Source organism: Halobaculum marinum (assembly GCF_029338555.1).
Taxonomy (GTDB): Archaea; Halobacteriota; Halobacteria; order Halobacteriales; family Haloferacaceae; genus Halobaculum; species Halobaculum marinum.
Genome location: NZ_CP119989.1, coordinates 2053268 through 2079453, shown reverse-complemented (window position 1 = coordinate 2079453; position 26186 = coordinate 2053268). Strand labels below are relative to the sequence as shown.

Sequence of the window (26186 nt, the reverse complement as noted above, 5' to 3'; positions counted from 1 at the left end):
CAGTCGGCCGCCGCGTCGAGTCGGGCCGATGGTGAACGTCGCGCTCTCGCTGGCGCAGGTCGTCGTCGCGCTGGCGCTCGTGGTGCTCAACGGCTTCTTCGTCGCCGCGGAGTTCGCCTTCGTGCGGATACGAGGCACCTCGGTCGACCAACTCGCGGCCGAGGGTCGCACCGGCGCGGCGACGCTGCAAGAGGTGATGGCGGATCTCGACGACTACCTCGCGACGACGCAACTCGGAATCACCATCGCCTCGCTGGGACTGGGGTGGGTCGGCGAACCGGCCGTGGCGTCGCTGATCGAGCCAGTGCTGGCACCGATTCTCCCCGGGGGTCTCATCCACCTGGTCGCGTTCGCGATCGGCTTCAGCCTCATCACGTTCCTCCACGTCGTCTTCGGCGAACTCGCGCCGAAGACGCTCGCGATCGCCCAGACCGAGCGGCTCTCGCTGTTCCTCGCGCCGCCGATGAAGGTCTTCTACTACATCCTCTATCCGGGAATCGTCGTCTTCAACGGCGCCGCCAACGCGTTCACCCGAGCGCTCGGCGTGCCGCCCGCGTCGGAGACGGACGAGACGCTAGGGGAGCGAGAGCTCCTCCGAGTGCTGACCCGATCCGGCGAGGAGGGTGATATCGACCTCGCGGAGGTGACGATGATCGAACGGGTGTTCGACCTCGACGACATCGCGGTGCGAGAGGTCATGGTTCCACGCCCGGACGTGGTGAGCGTTCCCGCCGACACCACGCTCTCACAGCTCCACGACCTCGTCCTCGAGGCTGGTCACACGCGCTATCCGGTTCTCGATGCCGATGACGGCGACCAGGTGGTCGGGTTCGTCGATCTCAAGGACGTATTCCGTGCCGAGGTGGAGGGCGGTGACGCCGAGGTGGTGGACGACATCGCCCGCGACATCGTCATCGCCCCCGAGACGATGGCTCTAGACGACCTCCTACGGCAGTTCAGAGAGGATCACCAGCAGATGGCCGCGGTCATCGACGAGTGGGGGACGTTCGAGGGGATCGCGACCGTCGAGGACGTCGTCGAGGCGCTCGTCGGCGACCTCCGGGACGAGTTCGACGTGGACGAGCGGGAGCACTCGGTTCGTCCGCGTGACGACGTCGGGTACGACGTCGACGGCGGCGTCCCGTTGTCGACGCTCAACGACAGGCTCGACGCGGACTTCGCGAGCGACGACGTCGAGACGATCGGCGGACTGGTGCTCGAACGGCTCAACCGCGCGCCGGACCGCGGCGACCGCGTCGAGGTGGCCGATCACGTCGTCGAAGTCACGGCCGTCGACGGGACCCGGATTTCGACAGTCAGGATCCACGAACGCGATACGGACGATCCAGAACCGGAGTGAGACAGGGGGGAGAGCGCTGAGGTGGAAGATCCGGTTTCGTACGCTCGTGCCGATTGAGCGGCACCTCCCGCGGAAGCGCCTCGACCTCGGTGGCAACAGAACTGTAGTCGATTGAATCGAGAGTTGGGGGATGACGGAGCGCCGGTGACGGCTCCGGAAGACCCTTCGGCCACTCTGATAACAGACAGACGTGAAGGTCCGCCGCCTCGCCGGAGTCGCGTTCGGGTACGTGCTGCTGGCGGTGGCCGTACTCGTCCGCGCGAACGCGGTCCGGATCGCTGCGCTCGGTGTTTTGCCGTTGGTCGCCGTCACGGACGCCGTCTTCTTCGCGATGGCAAACCTCGGGGCGGCGGTCGTCGCCGGGGTCGGTGGCGCAGTCGTGCTCCAGCGCGTCCGTCGGATCGGCGCCGGCTACGGCGTCGACTTCGACTGGGGGCGCGTGCTCGGGCCGTGACCCCGGTGGGACGACGGATTCTCCGACTGGCGCGTCGGTCGATTCGCGTCTGCAGATCGCTCGATCAGTCGTCGAGGTACTCGTCGACGAACAACCCGACGCGCTCGCGCGTCTCCTCGGGCACGGCCTCACTGGGCGTGTTGATCGTGCCTTCGAGCGAGCCGTGGGCCTCGCAGTCCATGTCGTCGGGGAACGTGCGGACGGCCTCCTCGACGGTCGCTTTGATCGCCTCCTCGTTGGCGGCGGCGTTCTCCAGCACCTCTTCGAGGGTGACCTCGGCGTCCTGCTTCCACACGTCGTAGTCGGTGACGCCGGCGACCGTCGCGTACGCCATCTCGGCCTCCCGTGCCAGTTTCGCCTCCGGGATGGCGGTCATGCCGACCAGATCCCAGCCCTGCGCCTTGTAGAACTCCGACTCCGCCTTCGTGGAGTACTGCGGCCCCTCGATGCAGACGTACGTCCCCTCGTCGACCACGTCGGAGTCGGAGTCGATGTCGTCGAGCGCGCGCTCGGCCGACTCGGCGAGGTGGTCGGCGAGTTTCGGGGAGTACGGGCGCGTGAACGGCTGGTGGACGACGATGCCGTCGCCGAAGAACGACAGGTCGCGGTTCTTCGTCCGGTCGTAGATCTGGTTCGGGACGACGATCGTCTGCGGTGGGAGTTCCTCCTTGAGCGAGCCGACCGCGTTGCTGGCGATGATGTACTCGACGCCGGCCTGCTTCAGCGCGTGGATGTTCGCCTTGTACGGGAGGTCCGTGGGCGAGCGCTGGTGGTCCGGGCCGTGGCGCGGGAGGAACACGACCTCGCGACCGGTGTCGCCGAACTCGCCGATCTCGAGGTCCGCCGACGGCTCGCCGAAGGGGGTGGTGACGGACTCGGTGCGCGTGTTCGTGAGCGGGAGCGCCTCGTAGATTCCGCTGCCGCCGATGAAGCCGATGGTCATGCGTAGGTACGGGATCGGACGGTCCGCGCTAAAGGGCACGGATCGACGGTCGGGGGCGCGACGACCGAGTCGGCTACGCCGCCGCGTCGTGCTCGGCCGGGGAGTCGGCCGCGACGAGCGCCTCCGCGCGCGTCCGCAGCGCCTCGTTGACCGCCGCGAAGTTCGCGCGCCAGTCGTCGCCGTAGCGCCGGAACAACAGCCCCGCGAGGAGACCCCGGAAGCGCTCGTCCTGAACGAGTCGGGAGCGGTCGTCGGCGACGGCTTCGACCCGGAAGCGGTGTTCACCGTCGAACAGGCCGCGGACCCACAGGTGGCCGAGCCAACGCAGTTCGGCGCCGTCGGCTCGCAGCACGCGCGGTCGGAACGTCGGCGCCGACCCCGCCGCGGGACCGGGGGAGACGGCGAGTCGTTCGCCCTCGGCGGCGACGCCCTCGATCCGGCTGTAGTCGTTCCACGCCGGGTAGGCGTCGAAGTCGGTGAGGACCTCGTACACCACCTCGGCGGGCGCGTCGATGTCGGTCGTGACCGTGATCGTGTTCATGAACACAGTACGCCCGGCGAGGAGAAATACTCGTCCGTGAGCAGGGTTCGCATGTGACCGGTGTCTTCGGCCCCGATCCACACGTCTTTGTACGACCACGCGGGAGGGAAGGCGGAACCATGCTACTCGCCGGAACCGTCGTCGCCGACCCCGACACCGTCATCGAGGACGGTGCGGTGGTCGTCGAGGGCGACACCATCGCCGCCGTCGGGGACGAGGCGACCCTCCGAGAGCGCTACCCCGACCACGAGCGGCGTGCGTTCGGCATCGTCGCCCCGGGGACCGTGGGCGCACACGTCCACTCCGTCCAGTCGCTCGGGCGAGGGATCGCCGACGACGCCGCCCTCCTCGACTGGCTCAACGACCATGTCCTCCCGATGGAGGCCGGGCTCGGCGCCGACGGGATGCGCCTCGCCGCCGAGTTAGGCTACCTGGAGTGCATCGAGTCGGGCGTGACGACGGTGATCGACCACCTGTCGGTCCACCACGCCGCGGAGGCGCTGGAGGCCGCCGTCGACTCCGGGATCCGCGCCCGCGCCGGCAAGGTGCTGATGGACACGAACGCGCCGGACGGCCTCCGCCAGGCCACCGAGCGGGCGCTCGCGGAGTCGGAGGGGCTCATCTGGAAGTACCACGGCGCCGACGGGGGGCGGATCCGCTACGCCGTCACGCCGCGGTTCGCCGTCACCTGCACAGACGAGTGTCTGCGCGGCTGTCGCGAACTGGCGGACGCGTACGACGGCGTGCGCATCCACACGCACGCCTCCGAGAACACCGACGAAATCGCGATGGTCGAGGATCGGACCGGTCGGCGCAACGTCGCGTACCTCCACGAGGTCGGCCTCACCGGCGAGGACGTGATCCTCGCCCACTGCGTCCACACGGACGACGAGGAACGCGCGATCATCGCCGAGACGGGCACCCACGTCACCCACTGCCCGACCTCGAACATGAAGCTCGCTTCCGGCATCGCGCCCGTCGAGGACTACCTCGCCCGCGGCGTCAACGTCGCGCTCGGCAACGACGGCCCGCCGTGCAACAACACGCTCGACCCGTTCACCGAGGTGAAGCAGGCGAGCCTGCTCGCCAAGGTCGAGGGCCGGGACCCGACCGCCGTCGACGCCGCGACTGCGCTCCGGATGGCGACGCTCAACGGCGCGACGGCAGCGGGGTTCGAGCGCGTCGGCGCGCTCCGCGAGGGGTGGAAGGCCGACGTCCTCGGCATCGACACGGACCTCACGCGAGCGACGCCGATCCACGACCCAGTGAGTCACCTCGTGTTCGCCGCTCACGGCGACGACGTGCGGTTCACGATGGTCGACGGCGAGGTGCTGTACGACGAGGCTGCGGGAGGCCACCAGACGCTCGACGCCGAGCGCGTCCGTCGCGAGGCGAACGCCTTCGACGTGCCCGGCGTCGACGCCTGACGGATCCGCCTACGCCGACCGCGACGCGGTTCTCGCGGCCTCCGCCCGCTCGACGTAGCCGCGGGTGAACTCCGGCACGTCGTCCGCCGCGGCGATCCGGTCGAGGCCGTACCAGTCGACCGACGCCACCTCGTCGGGCGCGGCCGGGTACGGGTCGCCGGCGGCGTGTTCTGCGAGACAGACGACGTTCAGGCAGGAGGTTCCGGTGTCCGACTCGAACACGGCGCTCGTGACGACCGACACCTCGCCGACCTCGACGGCGACCTCCTCGCGGAGTTCCCGGCGGAGCGTCGCCTCGAGGACGCCCTCGTCGCGGGGATCGGCTTCGAGCGTGCCGCCCGGGAGTCCGAGCATCCCTGCGGCGTGTTCCTCCGCCTCGCCGCGTTCGATGAGCAGGTATTGCGGGTCCGCTGCGACGCCGTCGCTGGGGTCGAACTCGGCGGATGCGTCGTCGTCGTCATGGGAACGGTACACCGCGGCGTCGACGTTGACCACGTAGGATCCGTGCACGGTTCGGGATTCAGACAGCCGTCCGAAAGCCGTTCCGCCCCCGTGTTTCGTGGTACCACTGGTGAGAAGCGTTCAAGACCCACCTTCGCTTCGTAGGAGTATGACCGACTCTCCCTCGTCAGCGCACGCGTCGGATCTCGTCGAGGGGGACCTCCTCAGGCCGATGCTGCGCGTCGCGTGGCCGCTCGTCTTGATCCAGCTCCTCCAAGTCGCGTACAACGTCGCGGACACGTTCTGGCTCGGGCGGCTCTCCGCCGACGCCGTGGGTGCGCTCTCGCTGGCGTTCCCCATCGTGTTCCTGTTCATCAGTGTCGGCGGCGGGTTCACCGCCGCGGGTGCGATCCTCGTCGCCCAGCACACCGGCGCGAGCGCCGCCACCGGTGGTGGCGACCGCGAGGCGGGCAAGGTGGCCGGCACCGTCCTCGGCTTCGTGATGCTCGTGGCGTTGGTGCTCGGTGCGCTCGGCTACGTCGCCGTGGGACCGGCGCTGTCGCTCATCCCGGCGGACGAGCAGACGGCGACGGAGATCGTCCCGCTTGCGGCGCTGTACATGCGGGTGTTCTTCCTCGCGACGCCGTTCCTGTTCGGCTTCTTCGTGTTCGTCTCGCTGATGCGGGGGTACGGCGACACCCGCGCCCCCCTGCGAGTGATGGTCGTCTCCGTCGCGGTGAACGTCGTCCTCGACCCGCTGCTCATCTTCGGCTGGGGGCCGTTCCCGGCGCTCGAAATCGAGGGTGCGGCGTGGGCGACGCTCATCTCGCGGGCGGTCGCCACTGTCGTCGGCTGGTACGTCCTGTTCGGGACGCCCGCGGGCCCGGCGGTCCGGCCCGGCGACCTCGTGCCGGACCTCGACATCGTGCGCGACGTGGTGAAACTCGGCGTCCCCTCCGCCCTCGAACAGTCGGGCGTCTCGCTGGCGTTCGTCGTGTTGACGGCGCTGGTGGCGACGTTCCCGCCGGCGGTCGTCGCGGCGTACGGCCTCGGCAACCGGCTCATCTCGCTGGTGTTCCTCCCCGCGATGGGGCTGGCACAGGCGGTCAACACCGTCGTCGGGCAGAACCTCGGCGCCGAGAAGCCCGACCGCGCGTGGCGCGCGGTCCGGGCGGCGCTGGGGGTCGTGACCGCGGTGATGATCCCGGTCGCGTTGCTGACGGCGGCGTTCCCCGCGCCCATCGTCGAGGTGTTCCTGCCACCGGGGTCGCCCGACGCCGGCGAGACGATCGCGTACGCCGCCACGTACCTCCGGATCGCGTCGGTGATGTTCGTGTTCCTCGGGATCTTCGAGATCTCGCGGGGCGCGTTCCGCGGTGCGGGGCGCACGACGACCGCGCTCGTCCTGTCGCTCGTGGCGATCTGGCTCGTGCGCGTCCCCGTCACCTACGCGGCGGTGTTCGTGTACGACTTCGGGACGACGGGCATCTGGTGGGCGGTCGTCGCCGGCGACGTGGTGGGCGCCATCGTGGGGCTGGCGTGGCTCCTCCGCGGGACGTGGATGAGCGCGGTCGTCGATCCGCCGGCGGGCGCTCCGGCGGACGACTGACGCTCCGCTTACGGCCAGTCCTCCGGGAGTTCGTCGGCGTGAGCGACGAGCAGTCGCAGCAACGGTTCGATCTCGTCGAAGTGTGGCCCGCGACGGGCGGTCCCGCTGTCTCGGTCCCAGTCGATGTACCCGAACGCCGAGAGCCGCGGTAGGTGGACGTGGTGCAGCAGCACCGGAAGTCGGTCGACGTACCCAGTCTGCGAGACGTCGTCAGTCCCGACTGTCGTCGAGAACGCTTCACACTCCTCGGGGTCGCTGTCGAGCGCCGCGAGGAGGAGCTTCCGTTGGTGGGTGTTCTGCAGGCTATCGAACATCACGTCTATCGACGCCGGGTGTGGTGTGGTGGACATGTGGGTACGGAACCCGGCTGAGAAAGATGGAGTCCGCGTACGCACGCGAGGATGCGGGTCATGGGCGGCCCATGTCCCCGGTCAAACGGCTCCGAGGGTCGGAGCGCGAGCACACCGTGCAGGCGTGTTCCTAGGCAAATATTGCCTTCGAGCGAGCATAAGACTGCCGGCGACCCACCGCGTCACACCAGCATCCCGCTCTCCAACAGCGCGATCAAGCCCGTGAGCATCGGAATCGACGCGAGCGTCGTCACGAGGATGACGGTGCTGACGTACTCCGGCACGGAGACGCCGCCAACCTCCAGGTCGTCGGCGAACTCGCCGACGAGGATGAGCGGCGTGACGGCCGCCGGCATCGCCGACTCGAGGACGAACACCCGCGCGACCGTCGCGTCGCCGAAGCCGACGACGAGCGCGATGGCGACGGCGACCGCCGGTGCGACGACCATCTTCAGCACCGACGGCACCGCCGCCTGCGACAGCGCCGACCCGTAGTCGGTCCGCGACAACTGGATACCGAGGATGAGCAGCATCACCGGGATGGAGGAGTCGCCGACCAACTGGAGCGTCTGCATCGCCGTCGCGTCCGCGGCGGGGACGAGCCCGAGCGCCCGCGCGCCGAGCGCGACCGGGACGGCCCACACGAGGGGGATCCGGAGGACGCGCCGCACACCTTGGAGGCCGCCGCCGCCGCCCGCACGGGAGGCGACGTACACGCCGACCGTGTAGATGAGGACGGCTTGGATCGCGAGGTACAGCACCGCCGCCGCTCGACCACCGCCGGGGAACGCGAAGTCCGAGAGGGGGATGCCGTAGTTGCCGCAGTTGGGGAACGTCGCCGCGAGGACGAGCGCCGAGAGGCGTGGCTCGGACTCACCGAGCAGTCTACCGATCCCCTCGGCGACGATCACCATCCCGACGATGTACGCGGTGACGGCGACCGCCATCTTGGCGATGGTCTCGCCGGAGAAGGAGGCGGTCGCGAGGCTGTGGAGGACGAGCGCGGGGGCGAGCACGTACACGACGACCGTGTTCAGCGGGTCGGCGTCCACGTCGCTCGTCCGGCCGAGCGCGAAGCCGACGCCCGCAACCGCGACGATGGGCAGGACGGCGCCGGCGAAGATGTCGAGGAGCGCCACGCGCGCGGAGCGTTACTCGTCGCCGGCGCCGTTGTCGAGCAGGCGGTAGCCGTCGGCGGTCTCGCGGACCACGTCGCGCCGCTCCATCTCCGCGAGCACCTCGCCGACGCGACCCGGCTGGGCGATCTCCATCTCGATGCGGTCGATGCCGTGGAACTCCGCGAGGTAGTGGCGCACGTCCTCCTCGGTGAACGCCTCGGCGTCGGCCTGCTCCATCGCGCCGCTGGTGAGGTCGATCATGTCCTCGATGAAGTTCCACGGGTACACCATCCACGTCCACTCCTCGAGTTGCTCGCCGACGAAGTCCGGTTCGAACTCCGACGTCTGGAGCAGTTGGAGCGTCGCGGTGCGCACCTCGCCGCAGTCGCGCTCGGCGACGTACTCGTGAGCGCGCTTGATCGACCCGCCGGTGTCGGCGATGTCGTCGATGATCAGCACGTCCTTGCCGGCGACGCTCCCCTCCGGCATCGGGTAGCGCACGGTCGGTTCGCCGGTCTTCTCGGCGGTCCCGACGTAGTGTTCCATCTTCAGGCTCGTGAGATCGTTGAGGCCGAGGAAGTCGCAGATACACCGGCCGGCGAACCAGCCGCCGCGCGCGAGCGCGACGACCACGTCCGGTTCGAAGTTGGCGGCCTTCACCTGGTCGGACACGTCGCGGCACAGTCCGTAGATGTACTCCCAATTGGAGACCGTACAGTCGAAGTCGTCCGGGAGGTCGCTCATTACCTGCCCGTGGTGGCGGTGTTCGGATAAGCGTTTACAGGCGCCACGCGTGGGCTCGTTGACGGGTCGACGACGCGGGTCCACGACTCGCTGACGCGTCACACTGCCGACGTGAACGGGCGGCGAACCGCGTGCGGGCGCCGCGATCCACAAAATCGGCCCACAGGGAAACGCCTTTACTGGTGACGCGACACCTACCGGCAATGAGCGAGACGCCGACCTCGACGCCCGCCGCGGTCGTCGAGCCGAGTGTCCGCCCTGTCTTCTCCGCGAAACGGAAACGTGTGTGAGATCGTCCTCGGCCAGGCGTAGCGTCCGGTCGGGGGTGAGTTCCGGTCTGCGGTCCGCTCGTCTACAGCACACCCGAATCCGACACCAAGCGAACCACACCACACACGACAGCCATGATCCACCACGACACCTTCGCCGGCGTCTACCCGGCGATGACGACACCGTTCACCGACGGCACCGACGCGGTCGACCACGAACAGCTCGCAGCCGACGCGCGACGCCTCGCCGACGCGGGCGTCGACGGCCTCGTCCCGGTCGGTTCGACCGGCGAGGCGGCCACCCTGACGCACGACGAACACGCCGAGGTCGTCGAGACGGTCGTCGACGCCGTCGACGTGCCCGTCATCGCCGGCACCGGTTCGAACTCGACGCGTGAGGCGCTGGACCTCACCGAGCGCGCCGCCGACGCCGGCGCCGACGCGGCCCTGCTCATCTCGCCGTACTACAACAAGCCCGTGCCCGCCGGCCAGTACGAGCACTACGCGACCATCGCGGACGCCGTCGACATCCCGCAGATCGTGTACAACGTCCCGAGTCGGACCGGCTCGAACCTCGACGTCGACACCATCGTCGACCTCGCGGGCCACGAGAACATCCAGGGGTACAAGGCGGCCTCCGGCGACGCGAACCAGATCTCGGAGATCATCGAGCGCACCCGCGAGGAGACGTTCGACGTGCTCTCGGGTGACGACGGCATGACGCTGCCCGTGATGTCGATGGGCGCGACGGGCACCATCTCGGTCGTCGCGAACGTCGAACCCGAGCGCACGAGCCGACTCGTCCACGCCGCGTTGGAGGAGGACTTCGAGACGGCCCGTGCGATCCACCACGACCTCGGCCCGCTGACGCGGGCGCTGTTCCGCGAGACGAACCCCATCCCGGTGAAGGAGGCGATGGCCATCCGCGGCTACGGCCCCGCCGAGATGCGTCCGCCGCTGACGCGCGGGAGCGACGAGACGCTGCGCGTGCTCACGGAACTGCTCGCCGAGTTGGAGGACGCCGACGCGACAGCGACGGAGGCCTGACGTGCCGGCCCGAATCGCCGTGACAGGCGCCGACGGTCGGATGGGCCGGGAGGTGATCGCCGCCGCCAACGACCGCGACGACTGCGACGTCGCACTCGCGGTGAACCGCTCGCCCGTCGACCCCGTCGAAGGCGTCGCGGTCGACGACGCCACGAACCTGCCGGCACTGCTGGCCGACAGCGACCCGGACGTGCTCGTCGATTTCACCGGCCCCGACTCCAGCGTGGAGTACGTCGCCGCGGCCGCCGAGGCGGGCGTCGCCTGCGTCGTCGGGACGACCGGCTTCGACGACGAACAGGAGGCCGCGCTCGCCGACGCCGCAAGGACCGTTCCCGTCCTCCGCGCGTCGAATTTCTCGCGTGGGGTCGCCGCGCTCCGCCGAGCGGTGTCGGAGGCGGCGGCGGCGCTCCCCGGCTACGACGTGGAGGTCACCGAGACGCACCACAACGCGAAGGTCGACGCCCCGAGCGGCACCGCGCTCACCCTGCTGGACGACATCGAGGCGGCGCGCCCGGAATTGGACGAGCGAGTCCACGGGCGGGAAGGCGATTCCCCTCGCACCGATGGTGAGATCGGCGTCCACGCCCGCCGTGCGGGCGACATCGCGGGCGAGCACGAGGTGTTGCTCGCGGGCGACGAGAACGTGCTCGAACTGACGCACCGCGCCGGCTCTCGGCGCGTGTTCGCCGCCGGCGCGCTCGACGCCGCCGCGTGGCTCGCCGGCCGCGACGCCGGCGCCTACGACTTCACGGAGGTACTCGAATGACGACGACACTGGAATCCGACATCGACGACCTGTGGAACCGCTACGACGACGGCCTCACCGCGACCGACGCGAACGCCGACGACCGACGCACCCTCGACGAGTTCCTCGACGCCCTGGAGGCGGGCGAGGTCCGCGCCGCCCGCAAGACCGGCGACGGCGTCGACTCGTGGGAGGCCAACGAGTGGGTCAAGCGCGGCGTGCTCCTCAACTTCGGCCTCCGCGAGACCGAGCGCCGCGAGTACGGTGGCGTCGGCTACTACGACGTGCTCCCGTTGCGCGAGACCGAGGACCTCGAAGCGCGCGGTGCGCGCAACACGCCCGACGGCACCGTGCTCCGCCGCGGCGCTCACCTCGGCGACGACACGATCATGATGAGCCCGTCGTTCGTCAACATCGGTGCGTACGTTGGCGACGGCACGCTCGTCGACTCCTGTGACACAGTCGGCTCCTGTGCGCAACTGGGCGAGAACGTGAAGCTGGGGGCGAACACGCTGATCGGCGGCGTGCTCGAACCGGTCGAGGACGCACCCGTCATCGTCGAGGACGGCGTCTCGCTGGGCGCCGGCTGTCGCGTCACCTCCGGCTTCCGCGTCGGCGAGAACTCCATCGTGGGCGAGAACACGCTGCTCACCCCGCGGATCCCGGTGTACGACCTCGTCGAGGAGGAAGTCGTGTACGGTCACCTCCCCGAGAACCGCCGCGCGTTCACGCGGTTCGTCGAGTCGAGCGTGAGCGACCACGACCTGTTCGACGGCGGCGCGTACAAGCCGGCAGTCGTCGCGACCGACGTAGAGACGGAGACGCTGGAGGCGACGCAGCGGGAGGACGCGCTGCGCGAATGAGCGCGGACGCGACGGACCCCGCGACCGAGGAGGCCTCGGGCGGCCCCGCCGTGCGTCGCCTCGCCGACTGGGACGCCGACCGCCTGCGCGACCTCGCGGCCGACCACGGAACGCCACTGTACGTCACCGACCTCGACCGGGTCGCACAGAACTGCGTGCGCCTCCGCGACGCCTTCCCCGACGCCGAGATCCGATACGCGGTGAAGGCCCACACCGGTCGGGCGGTGCTGGAGACGGTCCGCGAGTCGGGAATCGACGCCGAGTGTGCCTCCGCCGGCGAGGTCCGACGGGCGCTCGACGCCGGATTCGCCGGCGAGCGACTCCACTACACGGCGGTCAACCCGCCCGCTCGCGACCTCGACCTCGTCGTCGAGTGGTGGACTGCCCACCCCGAACTGACGATCACCGTCGGCGCGCGCGACACGCTCGACCGCCTCGCCGAGCGCGGCTTCGACGGACGCGTCTGCGTCCGCGTCAACCCCGGCATCGGCGCCGGCCACCACGAGAAGGTGCGCACGGGCGCCGCCGCGAAGTTCGGCGTGCCGTACGACCGCGCCGCCGACGTAGTTGCCGACGCGCGCGACGACTTCGAGGTCGTCGGCGTCCACGCCCACGCCGGGTCGGGTATCCACGGCGAAGACGACCTCGCGGCCCACCGGGAGTTGGTCGCGCGGATGGGCGACCTCGCTCGCGAGGTCGGCGACCTGGAGTACGTCGACGTGGGCGGCGGCTTCGGCGTGCCGTACCACGAGGACGACCCACCGCTCGACCTCGACGCGGTCGCAGCCGCGACCCGTGAGGCGCTCGGCGACGTTGACGCCGCGCTCGCGGTCGAACCGGGCCGCTACGTCGTCGCAGACGCGGGCGTCCTGCTGACCGCGGTGAACACGGTGAAGCCGACGCCCGACACGACCGTCGCGGGCGTCGACGCCGGGATGACGGACCTCCTGCGCCCGGCGATGTACGACGCGTACCACGCCATCCGGAACCTCGACGCAGACACCGACGGCGGGCGGGGGCGCGGACCGGTCACGGTCGCCGGTCCGATCTGCGAGACGGGCGACACCTTCTGCGACGGACGAGAGCTGTCGGTGCCGGAGCGGGGAGACCTGCTCGCGGTCGGCAACGCCGGCGCCTACGGCTACGAGATGGCGTCGACGTACAACTCCCGGCCGCGACCCGCGGAGGTCACCCTCGACGGCGACGTGCTCCGCGAGCGCGAGACGCTCGACGGCGTGACGCGGTTGGAACGGGGAGGTGGCTCGGAGTGAGCGACGCCGCCGATACCGATGCCGACGTACACACCGTCCCGGCGGTGAAGTACCACGGCACGGGCAACGACTTCCTCGTCGTCGACGCCGCAGACGCCGCGGGCGTGCCAGACCGCGGCGCGTTCGCGGTCCACCACTGCGACCGCGAGACAGGCGTCGAGGGGGACGACCGGACCGGTGCCGACGGCGTACTGTTCATGGACATCACCGACGACGGTGGCGACGGAGGCAAGGAGGAGGGCGTCGCACGGGCGACGATGACGCTCGTCCAACCGGACGCCTCCATCGCCGAGATGTGCGGCAACGGCGCCCGCTGTGCGGCGGCGTGGGTCCGGGAGCGCACCGGCGCGAACGTCGTCGACCTCGACACGCCCGCGGGCGTGCGACGCGCGACCGTCACCGCCGGCGACGACGACGCTTCTGACGAGGTGACCGTCGAGGTGGAGATGGGCCGCCCGTCGTTCGCGCCGGCAGACGTGCCGCTGGCCGCCGACCGCGAGGAGCCGCTAATCGAGACGGTCGTGGAGGGGCTGACGGTGTCGGTAGTCGACACCGGTGTGCCACACGCCGTCGCGTTCGTCGACGACGTGGACGCGGTCGACCTCGACGCGGTCGCACCGCCTGTTCGCCACGCAGCGGTGTTCCCCGAGGGCGCGAACGTGACGCTCGCCGCCGACACCGGCGACGGGACGTTCGACCAGCGCACCTTCGAGCGCGGCGTCGAGGGAGAGACGCTCGCGTGTGGAACCGGCGCGGTCGCGGTCGGGGCGGTCGCTCGGCGACTCGGGTCCACCGACCGCGAGGCGCTGGCGGTGTCGCCACCCGGCGGCACGCTCCAGATTACGGTCCCCGACGACGGCCCAGCGACGCTCACCGGACCCGCTGCGCGGGAGTTCACCGTCGACTTGCCGGTTCCGGAGGGCGAACGATGAGCGACGCACCCGATGCCGCCGACACCGAGGACGCTGACGCGGCCGACGCGACCGACGAGTCGTTCGACCCGGTCGCGTTCCTCGTGGAGGCGGTCCAGATCCAGTCACACGAGTCGCCCGACGCCATGCGAGAGTTCCTCGTCGACACGCTCGCCGACCACGGAGTCGACCCGTGGGTCGACGCGGCGGGCAACGTCCGCGCGACGCGGTCCGCGTCAGATCCTGATGCGGCCACGGACGGCCCACATCTCGTGCTCAACACCCACATCGACACCGTCCCGCCGCACGTCGACTTCGAGCGCGACACCGACGAGGCGGGCCGCGAGGTGTTCCGGGGACGGGGGTCGTGCGACGCGAAGGGACCGCTCGCGGCCCTGCTGGCTGGGTTCCTCAGCGTCGATCCCGACGCTGGGCGTGTGACGCTCGCGGTGACTCCCGACGAGGAGACGCTGTCGACGGGGGCGGACGCGCTCGTCCGCGGGCGCGACGACGACCACCCCGACGGCCCGGTCGACCCGGTCGACGGGGACCTGTACCTCGTGGGCGAACCGACCGACTGCGACGTGTGCGTCGCCGCACGCGGGCGGTTCGAAGGCACCCTGACGCTCGCGGGGTCGGCGGCCCACGCCGCCGAACCGGCGTCGGGAGTCAACGCCGTCGCCGCGCTGGAAGACGCGCTCGCGGCGGTCCGCACGTTCGACGACGGCGCCGAGGCCCACCCGATGCTCGGCGGGCCGACGCTCGTCCCCACGGGTGTCGCGGGGGGAGAGGCGACGAACCAGGTACCCGCCGCCGCGACGGTGACCCTCGACCGCCGCTCCGTGCCGCCGGAGACCGCAGAGGGATTCCGGTCGTCGCTGGAAACCGCGGTCCGCGACGCGGTGTCCGACGACGTGGGCGTCGACTTCGCGCTCACCGAGCGCCCGACGCCGTTCTTGGAGGCGTTCGACACCGACCCCGACCATCCGCTGGTGACTGCGGTGGCGGATGCGGCCCGTGGGGTCGGTGGCGACGGGGACGGCGAGGTTCGCCCGTTCGGCGCGGCGACGGAGGCGTCGTACTTCTCGCCCGCGCCGACGGTCGTGTTCGGTCCCGGCCACCTCGCGGACGAGGTCGGTGCCGTCGCCCACAGCGAGCGCGAGTACGTTCGCGTCGACCGCGTACGCGACGCCGCCGAGACGGTTCGGCGAGCGGTGGCGACGCTGGTCGGGTGACGCCTGTCACCGGGGTGTGACGACCGTCGTCGCTTTCTGTCCCGGTGGTGTATCGAGAGACATGTGTACGCTGACGCTGGCGTGGCGGGTGTTCGACGATGCACCGGTCGCCGTGGCCGCGAACCGTGACGAGGCACTCGACCGACCGAGTGAGCCGCCTGCCGACCGCGGCGACGGCGTCATCGCGCCGCGAGACGCTCAGGTGGGCGGCACGTGGATGGGCGTCACCCGCGACGGCCTGTTCGTCGGTATCACCAACCGTTGGGTCGAGGGACTGGCGGGCGAACGCTCGCGCGGCCTGCTCGTCGACGACTGTCTCCACGCCGACTCGGCGAGCGAGGCTGCAGGGCTCGTCGAGGAATCGTGTCGCCAGTACGAGTACGACGGCTTCAACCTCGTCGTCGCCGACGAGCGCAACGCCATCCTGCTGGAGTGGGACGGCTACCTCACCGTGACGCAGTTCCTGCCCGGCGTCCACGTCGTCGGCAACCTCGGCTACGACGGGCGCTTCTTCCGCCCCGAGCGCGACCCCGACCTCGGTCCCGCGGAGGCGCGTAACGCGACTCGACTGCGCACGGTGCTCCACCCCGAACGGGGCGAGACGGCCGACCAGTGGCTCGACCGCGCGGGTGCGGCGCTCGGTGACCACGAGTTCGGCGTGTGTCTCCACGAGAACGGCTACGGCACCGTCTCCTCGACGCTCGTCGGCGTCGGCGACGAGGGCATCCGCTACGACCACGCGGACGGGCCGCCCTGTGAGACCGCCTTCGAACCGATCACCATCGACGGCTGACTCGGGGCGGGAGGCGGGCGGGCGACCGGCCAGCGTCCGTGTCGGAAGGGAAAGGGTAAACGGGGGCGACGTCGTTGGTGGGAGTATGAGCGCCTCCGACGCCGAAGCCGAACTCGGGGAGGACGAGTACGCCGGTCTCGAACTCGTTCGCGAGACCGGTGGAATCCACCAGTCCGACTTCTGGAAGGAACTCGACGTCTCCTCGCGCAAGGGGAGCCGGATCGCCGAGAAACTCGAGGATCTGGGTCTCATCGAGCGCGACGACACCGTGTACAACGGCCACAACACGTACTTCCTCGCGCCGACGGCCAAGGACCTGGACTTCGCGCTGTTGATGGCCGGCGACATGCTCTCGCCGTTCATCGGCGAGGAGGAGATCGACCCCAACTCCGACGCGTTCACGCAGTGGCTGATGAATCTCGCGTACGAAGAGTACTAGAAGACGGTTCTCGCGGCGTCGCTCTCGATCTCTGCTGTCCGTTCGGTCACGCTCCGTAGCGACGGCGCGACCGACCGGAACACCGCGACTACCCCCGATACCGCCTGGGGGTCGGACGGGCGCGAGGTCGTTCCTCGTCAGTCGTCGTCAGTCGTCCAGTTCGTCGACGAGGTCCCCGCCGTAGCCGACGTAGCCGGCGGGCGTCAGCGCGTGCAGTTCCTCGCGGACGGACTCGTCCACGTCGAGGTCGTCGAACAAGTCGCGGAAGTCCTCGATAGTGACGCGCTTCCCGCGGGTCAACTCCTTCACGCGCTCGTAGGCGGCGGTGTCACCCTCGCGCCGCAGGATCGTCTGGACGGCCTCGCCGATGATCTCGGGGGTCTCCTCCAACTCCTCGCGCATCACCTGCTCGTTCGGGACGACCTTCGCCAGCCCCGCGGCGGTCTTCGAGTAGCCGATGAGACAGTGCGCGAGCGCCGCGCCGACGTTCCGCTTGACGGTGGAGTCCGAGAGGTCCCGCTGGAGACGCGAGGTGGTGACGTAGTCCGCGAGGAACGTCAAGTCGGAGTTCGCCTTCGAGAGGTTGCCCTCGCTGTTCTCGAAGTCGATGGGGTTCACCTTGTGCGGCATCGTCGACGATCCCGTCTCACCGGCGGCCGCCTCCTGCCCGAGGTAGCGGTCGGAGACGTACAGCCACACGTCGCGGTCGAGGTCGAGGAGGACGTTGTTGACGCCGCGGAGCGCGTTGAACAGCACCGCGAGGTCGTCACAGGGGTTCACCTGCGTCGCGAGCGGCGTGTGGTCGAGGCCGAGCGACCCGACGAACTCCCGCGAGAACGACCGCCAGTCGACGTCGGGGTAGGCGGCGCGGTGGGCGGCGTAGGTGCCGGAGGCACCGGCGAGCTTCCCAGACAGCGAGTCGGCGGCGGATTCGACGCGCCCGAGCGTCGTCGCGAGGCGGCTGGCGTAGACGGCTAGTTCCTTCCCCCACGTCGTCGGCGTCGCGGGCTGGCCGTGGGTCCGCGCGAGCATCGGCACGTCGCGGTGCTCGCGTGCCTCGACGACGAGTGTGTCCCGCAGGCCGCGCAGTTCGGGGACGAGCACCTCCTCGACGGCTGGCTTCACGAGCAGTCGGTGGGCGAGGTTGTTCACGTCCTCGCTGGTCAGCCCGAAGTGGATCCACGGGTGGAGGCGCTCGGGCGTCTCCGTCCGCACGAAGTACTCGACCGCCTTCACGTCGTGGTTGGTCGCCGAGTAGCCCTCGGCGCCCTCCGTCTCCAGTCGCTTGACGAGTCGCGCGTCGTCAGCCGAGAAGTCGTCGACGACGGCGCGGAGGTCGGCGCGCTCTCCGTCGTCGAGCGCGAGGTCGACGCCCGGCTCGTCGGCGAGCGCGAGCAGGTACTCGACTTCGACCTCGACGCGGGCGCGGATCAGTCCGGCCTCGCTGGCGTACGGCACGAGCGGCGCGGTGCGACCGGCGTAGCGACCGTCGAGCGGCGAGACCGCGGCGAGGGGGTCCTCGCGGGCGATGTCCATGTCCGGCGGTCCTGCCGCTCGCGGCAAAGCGGTTTCGGTCGCTCGGTGCCAGAGACACCACGTGCGTGCATACGGACCTGCCACAGTCGCGCGTCGAACGCCGATACGATGCGCGTTCGTGCATAAGTTGCGGCACTGGACCGCAACGCCCTTACCGGCGGCGCGGGAGTCGTCGCGTATGAAGATCGCGGGCATGGCGAGCAACCGCGGGCGCAACCTCCGGAACATCGCTGACCGAGCCCCCGGCGGGGCCGAACTGTCGGTCGTCCTCACGAACGACGGCGACGCGCCGGTGCTCGACGCGATGGCGAAACGCGACGTGGCGACCGAGGTGGTCGAGCGCGACGACGGCGAGGCGCGGGAAGCCCACGAGGAGCGGGTCCTCGACGCGCTCGCCGACTACGACTTCGACATGGTCTGTCTCGACGGCTACATGCGCGTGCTGACGGACACGTTCCTCGACGCCACGCCGACGACGCTGAACGTCCACCCGTCGCTGCTGCCGTCGTTCGCCGGCAACGACGTCCACGAGCGCGTCCTCGAGGCCGGCGTCCGCCAGACCGGCTGTACCGTCCACGTCGCCACCGAGGAGGTCGACGGCGGTCCCATCGTCACCCAGGAGACGGTCCCCGTGTACGAGGGCGACACCGAGGCCGACCTGAAGGAACGCGTGCTGTACGAGGCGGAGTTCGCGGCGTACCCGCGAGCGGTGAAGTGGTTCGCCGAGGACCGCGTCTCGGTCGACCTCGACGCCCACGAGGTCCACGTCGACGGCGACGACGGCGGCGAGTTCCCGGCGCGCCGGACGACCAGCGAGGACCGCGTGCGCGAGTTGCGCTACGGGGAGAACCCCCACCAGGACGCCGCGCTGTACGCCGACACGACGTGTGACGAGGCGAACGTCGTGAGCGCCGACCAGCTCAACGAGGGCGCCAAGAAGCTCTCGTACAACAACTACAACGACGCCGACGGCGCCCTCAACCTCGTCAAGGAGTTCGACGAGCCGGCGGCCGCGGTGATCAAACACACGAACCCCGCGGGCTGTGCGACCGCCGACACGCTCGCCGAGGCGTACGCCGACGCGCTGTCGACGGACGCGAAGTCCGCCTTCGGCGGCATCGTCGCCCTCAACCGCGAGTGCGACGCCGAGACGGCGGAACTGATCGTCGACTCGTTCAAAGAGGTCGTCGTCGCGCCCGGCTACTCCGCCGACGCGCTCGACGTGCTCTGCTCGAAGGACAACCTCCGCGTGCTCGACGTGGGCGACGAAGCCACGTTCGCCGAACGACCGGAGACGCTCACGGAGAAGCCCATCGTCGGCGGGCGGCTCGTGCAAGAGCGGGACTTGCAGGCGCCCGAACGCGACGATCTGGAGGTCGTCACCGAGCGTGCCCCCACCGACGACGAAATCGAGACGATGCTGTTCGCGTGGCGCGTCATGAAGCACGTGAAGTCGAACGGCATCCTGTTCGCCACCGGCACGGAGACGGTCGGCGTCGGGATGGGGCAGGTGAGCCGCGTCGACGCGGTGACGCTGGCCGCGATGAAAGCCGAGAAGGACGCCGAGGGCAAGTCCGCCGAGGGCGCCGTGATGGCCTCGGACGCGTTCTTCCCGTTCCCGGACGGCATCGAGGAGGCCGCCGAGGCCGGCATCGAGGCGGTTATCCAGCCCGGCGGGTCCGTGAACGACGACAAGGTGATCGCCGCGGCTGACGAACACGACATGGCGATGGTGTTCACTGGCGACCGGGCGTTCCGCCACGACTGACGGTCGGAGAAAACGGAGCTCGGGGGACGACTGACGGTCGGATCAGCCCGCGGGCTTGATCAACTCGCGGACGTCCGCCTCGCTCATCTCGACGTTGTGCTGGTTCTCGCCGTGCAGCAACGCCATCTCGACGAGCTCGTCGTCTGATTCGGACTGTACCACGAACGCGCAGTCCATCCCAGCGTCTTCACAGGAGATCTGGTGTGCCATGATGTGTCTCACCAGCCGGATAGACGGGTCGGGCGTCCGTTGTTATACAGGGGCGAGAGTCGAGTAGGTCGACCGTACAGCGGTGAACGTTCAGTGTCCCAGTGGGCCGTTGTCGTGTGCCGGCCGCGACACGATCGCGGCGGGTCCGCTCCCGTTAGCCATAAGCGCGCGCCCCGAATCCGTGGTGACATGCGCTACTACGAGGCGGCGAACTTCCTCTTCGACCTCCGGCGCTTCCAGGTCAAGCCGGGCACCGAGTCGGTGCGCGACCTGTTGGCCCACCTGGGCGACCCTCACGAGGGGGTCGACTTCGTCCAGGTCGCGGGGACGAACGGGAAGGGGAGCGTCGCCCGCATGGTCGAGTCCGTCCTCCGCGAGGACGGGCGCCGCGTCGGCCTGTACACCTCGCCCCATTTCGAGAACCTCCGCGAGCGGGTCCGCGTCGACGGTCGAGCCGTCCCCCGATCCGAGGTGACCGCGTTCGTGGAGGCCGCGAAGCCGTGGCTGGTCGAGCGGGCCGCCGACGGCGAGCCGCTGACGTTCTTCGAAGTCGTCACCGCGCTGGCGCTGTGGCGCTTCGACCGCGCCGGGGTCGACGTCGCCGTGCTGGAGGTCGGCATGGGCGGGGAGTTCGACGCGACGAGCGTCGTCGACCCCGTCGCCGCCGCCGTGACGAACGTCTCGCTGGAACACACCGCCGTGCTCGGCGACACCGTCGAAGAGATCGCGCGCACGAAAGCGAAGGTCGCGCCCGCCGGCGGCCCGCTCGTCACCGCGACCGACGGCGCCGCGCTGGCGACGGTCCGAGAGGTGGCCGGCGACCGCGGGAGCAACGTCGTCACCGTCGCGGGCCCCGACGCCGGCCCGCCCGCGAAGGAGGCGGACCTGTCGGCGACGTACGAGGGAGCCGTCAGCCCACAGGAGTCGCTGGTCGCGCTCGTCGGCGACGGGTGGGCCGTCGAGACGCGCGTCCCCCTGTTGGGTGCGTACCAGGCGACGAACGCCGGCGTCGCCGCCGCACTCGTGCGCGAGTTGGGCGTCACCGACGGCCCGACGTTGGCACGAGGCCTGCGAAACGCCCACTGGCCCGGCCGGTTCGAGGTGATGCGCACCGACCCGCTCGTCGTCCTCGACGGCGCGCACAACCCCGCCGCCTGCGAGACGCTCGCGGAGACGCTCGCCGAGTTCGAGTACGACGACCTCCACCTCGTGTTCGGCGCGATGCACGACAAAGACCACGACGAGATGGCCGCCGCGCTCCCCGCGGCCGACACGGTGTACACCTGCGCGCCGACGCTCGACCGCGCGGAGGACCCCGAGGTGCTCGCCCGCGTGTTCGAGCGCGCGTGGGACGCCGACGTGACCGCGGGTGGGTCGGTCGCGGACGCGCTGGCGGAGGCCCGGGCGGTCGCCGACGCCGACGACTGCGTGCTGCTCACGGGGTCGTTGTTCTGCGTCGCGGAGGCCCGCACCGCGTGGACGCGACAGGTGGTCCCGAAGTCGTTCCCCGACGAACGCGCGGTGCGGGCGGCGCTCGCGGACGCGAACGTCCCCGACGACGAGGTCGACGAGACCGCCGCGGAGGCGGTCCACGAGACGGTGAAGACCGGAGTGTCGGAGACGCAGGCGACGCACCTGCGACGCGAGGCGGCCCGCGCGGGCGTCGCCTGTGGCGTCAGCGGCGTCGGCGGCGGGGAACTCGCAGAGGTCGTCCTCTCCGGGAGCCACGCCGAGTTCGCTGCGTTGGTCGACGCGCTCGCCGACCGCGGGCACGGCCTGTCGGGCGTCGCCGCCGACCTCCGCGAGCGCGTCGGGCTCGCCGACACGGTCGGTGACGGCGCCCCCACGGCGACCACGTCGACGACGTACCCGTGGGACGACGGGACTGCGGTGATGGGGATCCTCAACGTCACGCCGGACTCGTTCCACGACGGCGGAGAGTTCTTCGACGAGGCGGACGCGCTGGCGCAGGCGGAGGCGCTCGTGGACGCCGGCGTGGACATCATCGACGTGGGCGGGGAGTCGACCCGCCCGGGCGCCGACGAGGTGCCCGTCGACGAGGAGATCGCGCGGATCGTCCCCGTCATCGAGGCGGTCGCCGACGCGGACGCGCTGATCTCGGTCGACACGCGGAAGGCCGCGGTGGCGAAGGCGGCGCTCGACGCCGGCGCGGACGTGCTCAACGACGTGACCGGCCTCGCGGACCCGGAGATGCGCTTCGTCGCCGCCGACCGCGACGTGCCGGTGATCGTCATGCACAGCATCGACGCGCCGGTGGTCCCGGACAAGGAGGTCGAGTACGACGACGTGGTCGAGGACGTGATCGCCGAGTTGGGCGAGCGCGTCCTCCTGGCTGAGAAGGCCGGCATCCTCCGGGAGAACGTGATCGTCGACCCAGGGCTCGGCTTCGGGAAGACGCCTCGCGAGAACTTCGAACTGCTCGGTCGACTCGGGGAGTTCGAGGCGTTGGGCTGTCCGGTGTTGGTCGGCCACTCGCACAAGTCGATGTTCGCGTTGACCGGGGAGGCGCCCGGCGACGCGCCGAACGGCACGGTCGCGGCGACGGCACTGGCGGCCGCCAACGGCGCAGACATCGTCCGCGTGCACGACGCCGCCGAGAACGTCGCGGCCGTCAGGGTCGCGAGCGCCGTCGCCGACCCCGAGGGCTTCGACGCCGTGGGCGGGGCAGAGAGCGGGGACGACGCGTGAGCGATGCGTCCGCCGACCCCGACGACGTGGGTCCGTACGAGGCGGTCACCGCCTACCCCGAGGGCGACGCGACGGTCGCACGGTTCGCGCAGACCGCGCGCCGGTACGGCTACGACGGCCTCGTCGTTCGGACCCGAACCGCCGAGTTCGACGCCGAGGCCCTCCGGGAGCGGTACGGCGTGGACGTGGTGCCCGCCGTCGAGGTGGTCGCCGACGAACCGTCGTCCGCCAGCGGCGCCGTCGGCAACTTCCGGCCGGACTACCCGCTCGTGCTCGTGCGCGGCGGGACGAACGCGCTCAACCGGTTCGCGGTCGAGCAGGACCGGGTGGACGTGCTCGCGGCGCCGCTGTCCGGCGACGGTGGGTTCAACCACGTGCTCGCCAAGGCCGCCGCGACCCACGGGACGCGCGTCGAGTTCGACTTCGGGCCCGCGCTGCGCGAGTCGGGCGGGGCGCGAGTGCAGGCGCTTCGAGGGCTCCGCAAACTCCGAGAGATCGTCGGGCACTACGACGCGCCGTACGTCGTGAGCGCCCGGCCCGCCTCCCACCTCCACGTGCGGGGACCGCGCGAACTCGTCGCGCTGGGTCGCGAGTTGGGGTTCGACCCGGACTGGGTGCGCGACGGCCTCGCCGAGTGGGGACGACTGGCGGCGCGCAATCGCGAACGGCTGTCCGCCGAGTTCATTTCCCCGGGGGTCCGAGTCGACAGGTGTGAAGAAGTCGATCGCTGACCACGCGGCGCGGTTCTCGGAGATCGCCGCCGACTACGACGACGAGCAGAACAGCGAGGAGTACGAGGCGTGCGCGAGCCTCGTGATCCAGCGGGCGGCGCCGACGGACACCGACACCGTCCTCGACCTGGGCACCGGGACGGGCGCCATCGCGCTCGCACTCGCTGCCGACGCCGAACGCGTCGTCGGACGCGACGTGAGCGAGGGGATGTTGGAGCAGGCCGAGCAGAAGGCCGCCGACGCGGGGATCGAGAACGTCGCGTTCGACTACGGCGAGTTCCGCGACCCGCAGTACGACGGCGTGGCGCACGTCGTCACCTCGAACTTCGCGCTCCACCACCTCGCGGACGACGAGAAGCGCGAAGCGATCGAGACGTGGGCGGCGCTCGACGGCGGCAGCGCCGACGGCGACGAGTCGGCCGGTCCCCGTCGGATCGTCCTCGGCGACGTGATGTTCTTCGAGGAACCGGACCCCTCCGATCCGTTCTACAGCCCCGAGGTCGACGACCCGGCGACGGTCGGGAGCCTCGTCGAGATGTTCACGAGCGCGGGGTACGCCGTGACCCACGTCGACCGCGTCCACGACCAGGTCGGCGTGATCACTGCCGAGCGCGTCGTCACCGCCGACCGGGAGACGTGAACGGGGACCCGGCGTGAAACACCTCCCGAAACACCTCCGACCGCGGTGGCGCTACCTCGTAGTCGAGGTGGAGTCGTGGGCGGACGCGACCCTCTCGCGGGGCCCGTTCCAGCGCGAGGTGTGGTACGCCGCCCAGAACCTCCTGGGCGACCCGGGGAGCGCCGACGCCGACCTGACGGTCGTCCGCTTCCGGTTCGCCGACGGTTCGGGGGCGGCCGTCGTGCGCGTCCGGCGCGGCGAGGTCGAGCGCGCTCGGGCCGCGCTGGCGTGTGTCGACGAGGTCGACGGCGAGCCGATCGGCCTCCGAGTACGCGCCGTCTCGGGGACGATACGGGCCGGTGAGGAAAGCTATTTAGGCGGCGCGGGCGGATTTGGTGACGAGAGCACCGTCGTGCTCGCTCCCGGCGACGTGCGCGCCACCGGTCGTCGGCGCGACGACGGCGCCGTCGACGTCGTGACGGGAGACGGCTACGTGGGCGCGACGGACACAGACACCTCCGTACCGGGGCGGTCCGACCCGGCGAACGGCGCGGATTCGGACGACAACTGACACAATGCAGGGACAACAACAGCAGGCGTACGACCGGGGGATCACTATCTTCTCCCCGGACGGTCGCCTCTACCAGGTCGAGTACGCGCGCGAAGCGGTCAAACGAGGCACGGCGAGCGTCGGGGTGCGCACGGCCGAGGGCGTCGTGCTCGCGGCGGACAAGCGCTCGCGCTCGGAGCTGATGGAGCCGGCCTCCGTCGAGAAACTCCACAAGATCGACGACCACGTCGGCATCGCCAGCGCGGGTCACGTCGCCGACGCACGCCAACTCATCGACTTCGCCCGTCGGCAGGCACAGGTGAACCGCCTGCGCTACGGCGAGGAGATGGGCATCGAGACGCTGACGAAGACGGTCACCGACCACATCCAGCAGTACACGCAGGTCGGCGGCGCTCGCCCGTTCGGCGTCGCGCTCATCGTCGGCGGCATCGAGAACGGCGAACCGCGCCTGTTCGAGACGGACCCCTCGGGAACCCCCTACGAGTGGAAGGCGCTGTCCATCGGCGCGAACCGCGCCGACGTGCGCGAACACCTCGAAGCGGAGTACCACGAAGAACTCACCCTGGAGGAAGGGATCGAACTCGCCCTCTCGGCGCTGTCTGAGTCCGGCGAGGAGACGGGGCTCGAACCCGACGGTGTCGGCCTGGCGACGATCGAGGTCGGCGACGAGCAGTACGTCGACCACGACGCCGCGTCCATCGAGGGGTACCTCGACGAGTTCAGCCTGCTGGCCGCCCCCGAGGCCGAGTCCGAGGACGGCGACGAACCCGTCGACGAGTAGTCCGGCACCCGCCGACCCCCACCGTTTTCGCGACCCGCGTCGACTCGCCGACGTGAGCGACAGCGCCCGATACGAGGTCCGGGACGGACCGCCGACCGTCGACGAGTTCCAGCGACTCCGCGCTGCGGCCGACATGGCCGAGCGGCCACGCACGGGTGTCGAGCGCGGCCTCCCGAACAGCTTGTACGCCTGCCGCGTCGTCGACATCGACGCACCAGTCGACGCACGCACGGCCGTCGAGTCGCGCGACCCGGACGGCGAGGTCGTCGGGATGGCCCGCGTCGTCGGCGACGGCGGGTCGGTGTACCACGTCTGCGACATGGCGGTCGCGCCGGCTCACCAGCGACGGGGCCTCGGAACGCGCCTGTTGGACGCGGTCGACGCGTGGATCGACGACGACGCCCCCGCCGGTGCGTACGTGAATCTCCTCGCCGACGTCGACGGATTCTACGAGCGAGCGGGCTACGCGGAGACGGCACCCGTCTCGAAGGGGATGTACAGACGAGTAGAGTGAGCGATCACCGACGGAGGTGAGCGGCGTGTCAGCCGGCCACGACCGGGCGCGATCCCACCGGCGAGCCGACGGCTCGATAGGACGGGACGCGGCGGACCAGTGGTGTGGTAGCTGTGGTGGTCTTCGGTCGGAGCACCGACATGGGACTGGCGTGTGCCCCGGGGGTCCGCCGCTGGCGAAATAATTT

Annotated in this window: 27 protein-coding genes; 19 read left to right on the top strand and 8 right to left on the bottom strand. The window is 70.5% G+C overall.

Annotated elements, in window-relative coordinates; translation table 11 throughout:
* Positions 1 to 28: 28 nt before the first annotated feature.
* On the top strand, positions 29 to 1360 hold the full coding sequence (locus tag P0R32_RS10805) for a hemolysin family protein (RefSeq protein ID WP_276236982.1): 1332 nt from the start codon (positions 29 to 31) through the stop codon (positions 1358 to 1360).
* A 190-nt stretch (positions 1361 to 1550) separates the two neighbouring features.
* Positions 1551 to 1814, top strand: a complete 264-nt coding sequence (locus P0R32_RS10800) for a hypothetical protein (protein WP_276236980.1) — start codon at positions 1551 to 1553, stop codon at positions 1812 to 1814.
* A gap of 64 nt (positions 1815 to 1878) precedes the next feature.
* Here the strand turns inward: P0R32_RS10800 and mtnP are convergent, their stop codons facing one another.
* Together mtnP and P0R32_RS10790 are read right to left on the bottom strand one after the other, a co-directional pair.
* Positions 1879 to 2757, bottom strand: coding sequence for an S-methyl-5'-thioadenosine phosphorylase (mtnP, locus tag P0R32_RS10795; protein ID WP_276236979.1), 879 nt, complete (start codon positions 2755 to 2757; stop codon positions 1879 to 1881).
* Positions 2758 to 2830: 73 nt separating this feature from the next.
* Positions 2831 to 3298, bottom strand: a complete 468-nt coding sequence (locus tag P0R32_RS10790) for an SRPBCC domain-containing protein (RefSeq protein WP_276236978.1) — start codon at positions 3296 to 3298, stop codon at positions 2831 to 2833.
* A 119-nt stretch (positions 3299 to 3417) separates the two neighbouring features.
* On the opposite strand from P0R32_RS10790, the gene P0R32_RS10785 reads away from it, so the two are divergent.
* A complete protein-coding gene (locus P0R32_RS10785; RefSeq protein WP_276236977.1) occupies positions 3418 to 4725 on the top strand; it encodes a 5'-deoxyadenosine deaminase in 1308 nt (435 codons plus the stop codon).
* 9 nt (positions 4726 to 4734) lie between these two features.
* Here P0R32_RS10785 and P0R32_RS10780 read toward each other — a convergent pair whose 3' ends face one another.
* Entirely contained in the window at positions 4735 to 5235 is a 501-nt protein-coding gene (locus tag P0R32_RS10780; RefSeq protein ID WP_276236976.1) for an NUDIX hydrolase, read from the bottom strand.
* A 100-nt stretch (positions 5236 to 5335) separates the two neighbouring features.
* Between P0R32_RS10780 and P0R32_RS10775 the strand changes: the two genes are divergently transcribed.
* Positions 5336 to 6775, top strand: coding sequence for an MATE family efflux transporter (locus tag P0R32_RS10775; RefSeq protein WP_276236975.1), 1440 nt, complete (start codon positions 5336 to 5338; stop codon positions 6773 to 6775).
* 8 nt (positions 6776 to 6783) lie between these two features.
* Here P0R32_RS10775 and P0R32_RS10770 read toward each other — a convergent pair whose 3' ends face one another.
* The 3 genes from P0R32_RS10770 to P0R32_RS10760 form a co-directional block, all read right to left on the bottom strand.
* Positions 6784 to 7089, bottom strand: coding sequence for a DUF7344 domain-containing protein (locus tag P0R32_RS10770; RefSeq protein ID WP_349770214.1), 306 nt, complete (start codon positions 7087 to 7089; stop codon positions 6784 to 6786).
* A 218-nt stretch (positions 7090 to 7307) separates the two neighbouring features.
* Positions 7308 to 8264 (bottom strand): AEC family transporter, encoded by a 957-nt coding sequence (locus P0R32_RS10765; RefSeq protein WP_276236973.1) that lies wholly within the window; start codon positions 8262 to 8264, stop codon positions 7308 to 7310.
* A gap of 12 nt (positions 8265 to 8276) precedes the next feature.
* Complete coding sequence (locus tag P0R32_RS10760; RefSeq protein ID WP_276236972.1) at positions 8277 to 8987, bottom strand: phosphoribosyltransferase; 711 nt, start codon at positions 8985 to 8987, stop codon at positions 8277 to 8279.
* Between the two features lie 404 nt (positions 8988 to 9391).
* Between P0R32_RS10760 and dapA the strand changes: the two genes are divergently transcribed.
* The 8 genes from dapA to P0R32_RS10720 all read left to right on the top strand — a co-directional run bounded on the left by dapA (position 9392) and on the right by P0R32_RS10720 (position 16560).
* Positions 9392 to 10303, top strand: coding sequence for a 4-hydroxy-tetrahydrodipicolinate synthase (gene dapA / locus P0R32_RS10755; protein WP_276236971.1), 912 nt, complete (start codon positions 9392 to 9394; stop codon positions 10301 to 10303).
* Between the two features lie 40 nt (positions 10304 to 10343).
* The gene (gene dapB, locus P0R32_RS10750; RefSeq protein ID WP_276239394.1) at positions 10344 to 11069 is read left to right on the top strand and encodes a 4-hydroxy-tetrahydrodipicolinate reductase; all 726 of its coding nucleotides are present in this window, start codon (positions 10344 to 10346) and stop codon (positions 11067 to 11069) included.
* Positions 11066 to 11911 carry a 2,3,4,5-tetrahydropyridine-2,6-dicarboxylate N-succinyltransferase gene (locus P0R32_RS10745; RefSeq protein ID WP_276236970.1) on the top strand — a complete coding sequence of 282 codons (846 nt, stop codon included), beginning with the start codon at positions 11066 to 11068 and terminating at the stop codon, positions 11909 to 11911. The genes dapB and P0R32_RS10745 overlap by 4 nt, the downstream gene beginning before the upstream one ends.
* Positions 11908 to 13182, top strand: a complete 1275-nt coding sequence (gene lysA, locus P0R32_RS10740) for a diaminopimelate decarboxylase (protein ID WP_276236969.1) — start codon at positions 11908 to 11910, stop codon at positions 13180 to 13182. Before P0R32_RS10745 ends, lysA begins: the two co-directional genes overlap by 4 nt.
* Positions 13179 to 14114: a diaminopimelate epimerase gene (dapF, locus tag P0R32_RS10735; RefSeq protein ID WP_276236968.1), complete on the top strand. Its 936-nt coding sequence runs from the start codon at positions 13179 to 13181 to the stop codon at positions 14112 to 14114. The genes lysA and dapF overlap by 4 nt, the downstream gene beginning before the upstream one ends.
* Positions 14111 to 15328, top strand: a complete 1218-nt coding sequence (locus P0R32_RS10730) for a M20 family metallopeptidase (protein WP_276236967.1) — start codon at positions 14111 to 14113, stop codon at positions 15326 to 15328. The genes dapF and P0R32_RS10730 overlap by 4 nt, the downstream gene beginning before the upstream one ends.
* A gap of 61 nt (positions 15329 to 15389) precedes the next feature.
* Entirely contained in the window at positions 15390 to 16121 is a 732-nt protein-coding gene (locus P0R32_RS10725) for an NRDE family protein (RefSeq protein ID WP_276236966.1), read from the top strand.
* 85 nt (positions 16122 to 16206) lie between these two features.
* Positions 16207 to 16560 (top strand): helix-turn-helix transcriptional regulator, encoded by a 354-nt coding sequence (locus P0R32_RS10720; protein ID WP_276236965.1) that lies wholly within the window; start codon positions 16207 to 16209, stop codon positions 16558 to 16560.
* A gap of 147 nt (positions 16561 to 16707) precedes the next feature.
* Here P0R32_RS10720 and purB read toward each other — a convergent pair whose 3' ends face one another.
* Positions 16708 to 18096 carry an adenylosuccinate lyase gene (purB, locus tag P0R32_RS10715; protein WP_276236964.1) on the bottom strand — a complete coding sequence of 463 codons (1389 nt, stop codon included), beginning with the start codon at positions 18094 to 18096 and terminating at the stop codon, positions 16708 to 16710.
* A 178-nt stretch (positions 18097 to 18274) separates the two neighbouring features.
* On the opposite strand from purB, the gene purH reads away from it, so the two are divergent.
* Positions 18275 to 19864, top strand: a complete 1590-nt coding sequence (gene purH / locus P0R32_RS10710; RefSeq protein ID WP_276236963.1) for a bifunctional phosphoribosylaminoimidazolecarboxamide formyltransferase/IMP cyclohydrolase — start codon at positions 18275 to 18277, stop codon at positions 19862 to 19864.
* A gap of 42 nt (positions 19865 to 19906) precedes the next feature.
* Here purH and P0R32_RS10705 read toward each other — a convergent pair whose 3' ends face one another.
* A complete protein-coding gene (locus P0R32_RS10705; protein WP_276236962.1) occupies positions 19907 to 20074 on the bottom strand; it encodes a DUF1059 domain-containing protein in 168 nt (55 codons plus the stop codon).
* Between the two features lie 189 nt (positions 20075 to 20263).
* On the opposite strand from P0R32_RS10705, the gene folP reads away from it, so the two are divergent.
* From folP to P0R32_RS10675, 6 genes are read left to right on the top strand one after another with little or no spacing between them, the layout of a single operon-like run.
* Positions 20264 to 22783 carry a dihydropteroate synthase gene (gene folP, locus P0R32_RS10700; protein WP_276236961.1) on the top strand — a complete coding sequence of 840 codons (2520 nt, stop codon included), beginning with the start codon at positions 20264 to 20266 and terminating at the stop codon, positions 22781 to 22783.
* A complete protein-coding gene (locus tag P0R32_RS10695; RefSeq protein ID WP_276236960.1) occupies positions 22780 to 23514 on the top strand; it encodes an RNase P subunit p30 family protein in 735 nt (244 codons plus the stop codon). Before folP ends, P0R32_RS10695 begins: the two co-directional genes overlap by 4 nt.
* Entirely contained in the window at positions 23495 to 24154 is a 660-nt protein-coding gene (locus tag P0R32_RS10690) for a class I SAM-dependent methyltransferase (RefSeq protein WP_276236959.1), read from the top strand. Before P0R32_RS10695 ends, P0R32_RS10690 begins: the two co-directional genes overlap by 20 nt.
* A 13-nt stretch (positions 24155 to 24167) precedes the next feature.
* Positions 24168 to 24704, top strand: a complete 537-nt coding sequence (locus tag P0R32_RS10685) for an Rpp14/Pop5 family protein (protein ID WP_276236958.1) — start codon at positions 24168 to 24170, stop codon at positions 24702 to 24704.
* 4 nt (positions 24705 to 24708) lie between these two features.
* A complete protein-coding gene (gene psmA, locus P0R32_RS10680; protein WP_276236957.1) occupies positions 24709 to 25485 on the top strand; it encodes an archaeal proteasome endopeptidase complex subunit alpha in 777 nt (258 codons plus the stop codon).
* 52 nt (positions 25486 to 25537) lie between these two features.
* A complete protein-coding gene (locus P0R32_RS10675; protein WP_276236956.1) occupies positions 25538 to 25999 on the top strand; it encodes a GNAT family N-acetyltransferase in 462 nt (153 codons plus the stop codon).
* Positions 26000 to 26186 lie beyond the last annotated feature (187 nt).

Coding starts and splice junctions, on each gene's coding strand:
- P0R32_RS10805 (WP_276236982.1), top strand. CDS start 29: ATGGTGAACGTCGCGCTCTCGCTGGCGCAGGTCGTCGTCGCGCTGGCG.
- mtnP (WP_276236979.1), bottom strand. CDS start 2,757: ATGACCATCGGCTTCATCGGCGGCAGCGGAATCTACGAGGCGCTCCCG.
- P0R32_RS10790 (WP_276236978.1), bottom strand. CDS start 3,298: ATGAACACGATCACGGTCACGACCGACATCGACGCGCCCGCCGAGGTG.
- P0R32_RS10785 (WP_276236977.1), top strand. CDS start 3,418: ATGCTACTCGCCGGAACCGTCGTCGCCGACCCCGACACCGTCATCGAG.
- P0R32_RS10775 (WP_276236975.1), top strand. CDS start 5,336: ATGACCGACTCTCCCTCGTCAGCGCACGCGTCGGATCTCGTCGAGGGG.
- P0R32_RS10770 (WP_349770214.1), bottom strand. CDS start 7,089: ATGTTCGATAGCCTGCAGAACACCCACCAACGGAAGCTCCTCCTCGCG.
- P0R32_RS10760 (WP_276236972.1), bottom strand. CDS start 8,987: ATGAGCGACCTCCCGGACGACTTCGACTGTACGGTCTCCAATTGGGAG.
- dapA (WP_276236971.1), top strand. CDS start 9,392: ATGATCCACCACGACACCTTCGCCGGCGTCTACCCGGCGATGACGACA.
- dapB (WP_276239394.1), top strand. CDS start 10,344: ATGGGCCGGGAGGTGATCGCCGCCGCCAACGACCGCGACGACTGCGAC.
- P0R32_RS10745 (WP_276236970.1), top strand. CDS start 11,066: ATGACGACGACACTGGAATCCGACATCGACGACCTGTGGAACCGCTAC.
- lysA (WP_276236969.1), top strand. CDS start 11,908: ATGAGCGCGGACGCGACGGACCCCGCGACCGAGGAGGCCTCGGGCGGC.
- P0R32_RS10730 (WP_276236967.1), top strand. CDS start 14,111: ATGAGCGACGCACCCGATGCCGCCGACACCGAGGACGCTGACGCGGCC.
- P0R32_RS10725 (WP_276236966.1), top strand. CDS start 15,390: ATGTGTACGCTGACGCTGGCGTGGCGGGTGTTCGACGATGCACCGGTC.
- P0R32_RS10720 (WP_276236965.1), top strand. CDS start 16,207: ATGAGCGCCTCCGACGCCGAAGCCGAACTCGGGGAGGACGAGTACGCC.
- purB (WP_276236964.1), bottom strand. CDS start 18,096: ATGGACATCGCCCGCGAGGACCCCCTCGCCGCGGTCTCGCCGCTCGAC.
- purH (WP_276236963.1), top strand. CDS start 18,275: ATGAAGATCGCGGGCATGGCGAGCAACCGCGGGCGCAACCTCCGGAAC.
- P0R32_RS10705 (WP_276236962.1), bottom strand. CDS start 20,074: ATGGCACACCAGATCTCCTGTGAAGACGCTGGGATGGACTGCGCGTTC.
- folP (WP_276236961.1), top strand. CDS start 20,264: ATGCGCTACTACGAGGCGGCGAACTTCCTCTTCGACCTCCGGCGCTTC.
- psmA (WP_276236957.1), top strand. CDS start 24,709: ATGCAGGGACAACAACAGCAGGCGTACGACCGGGGGATCACTATCTTC.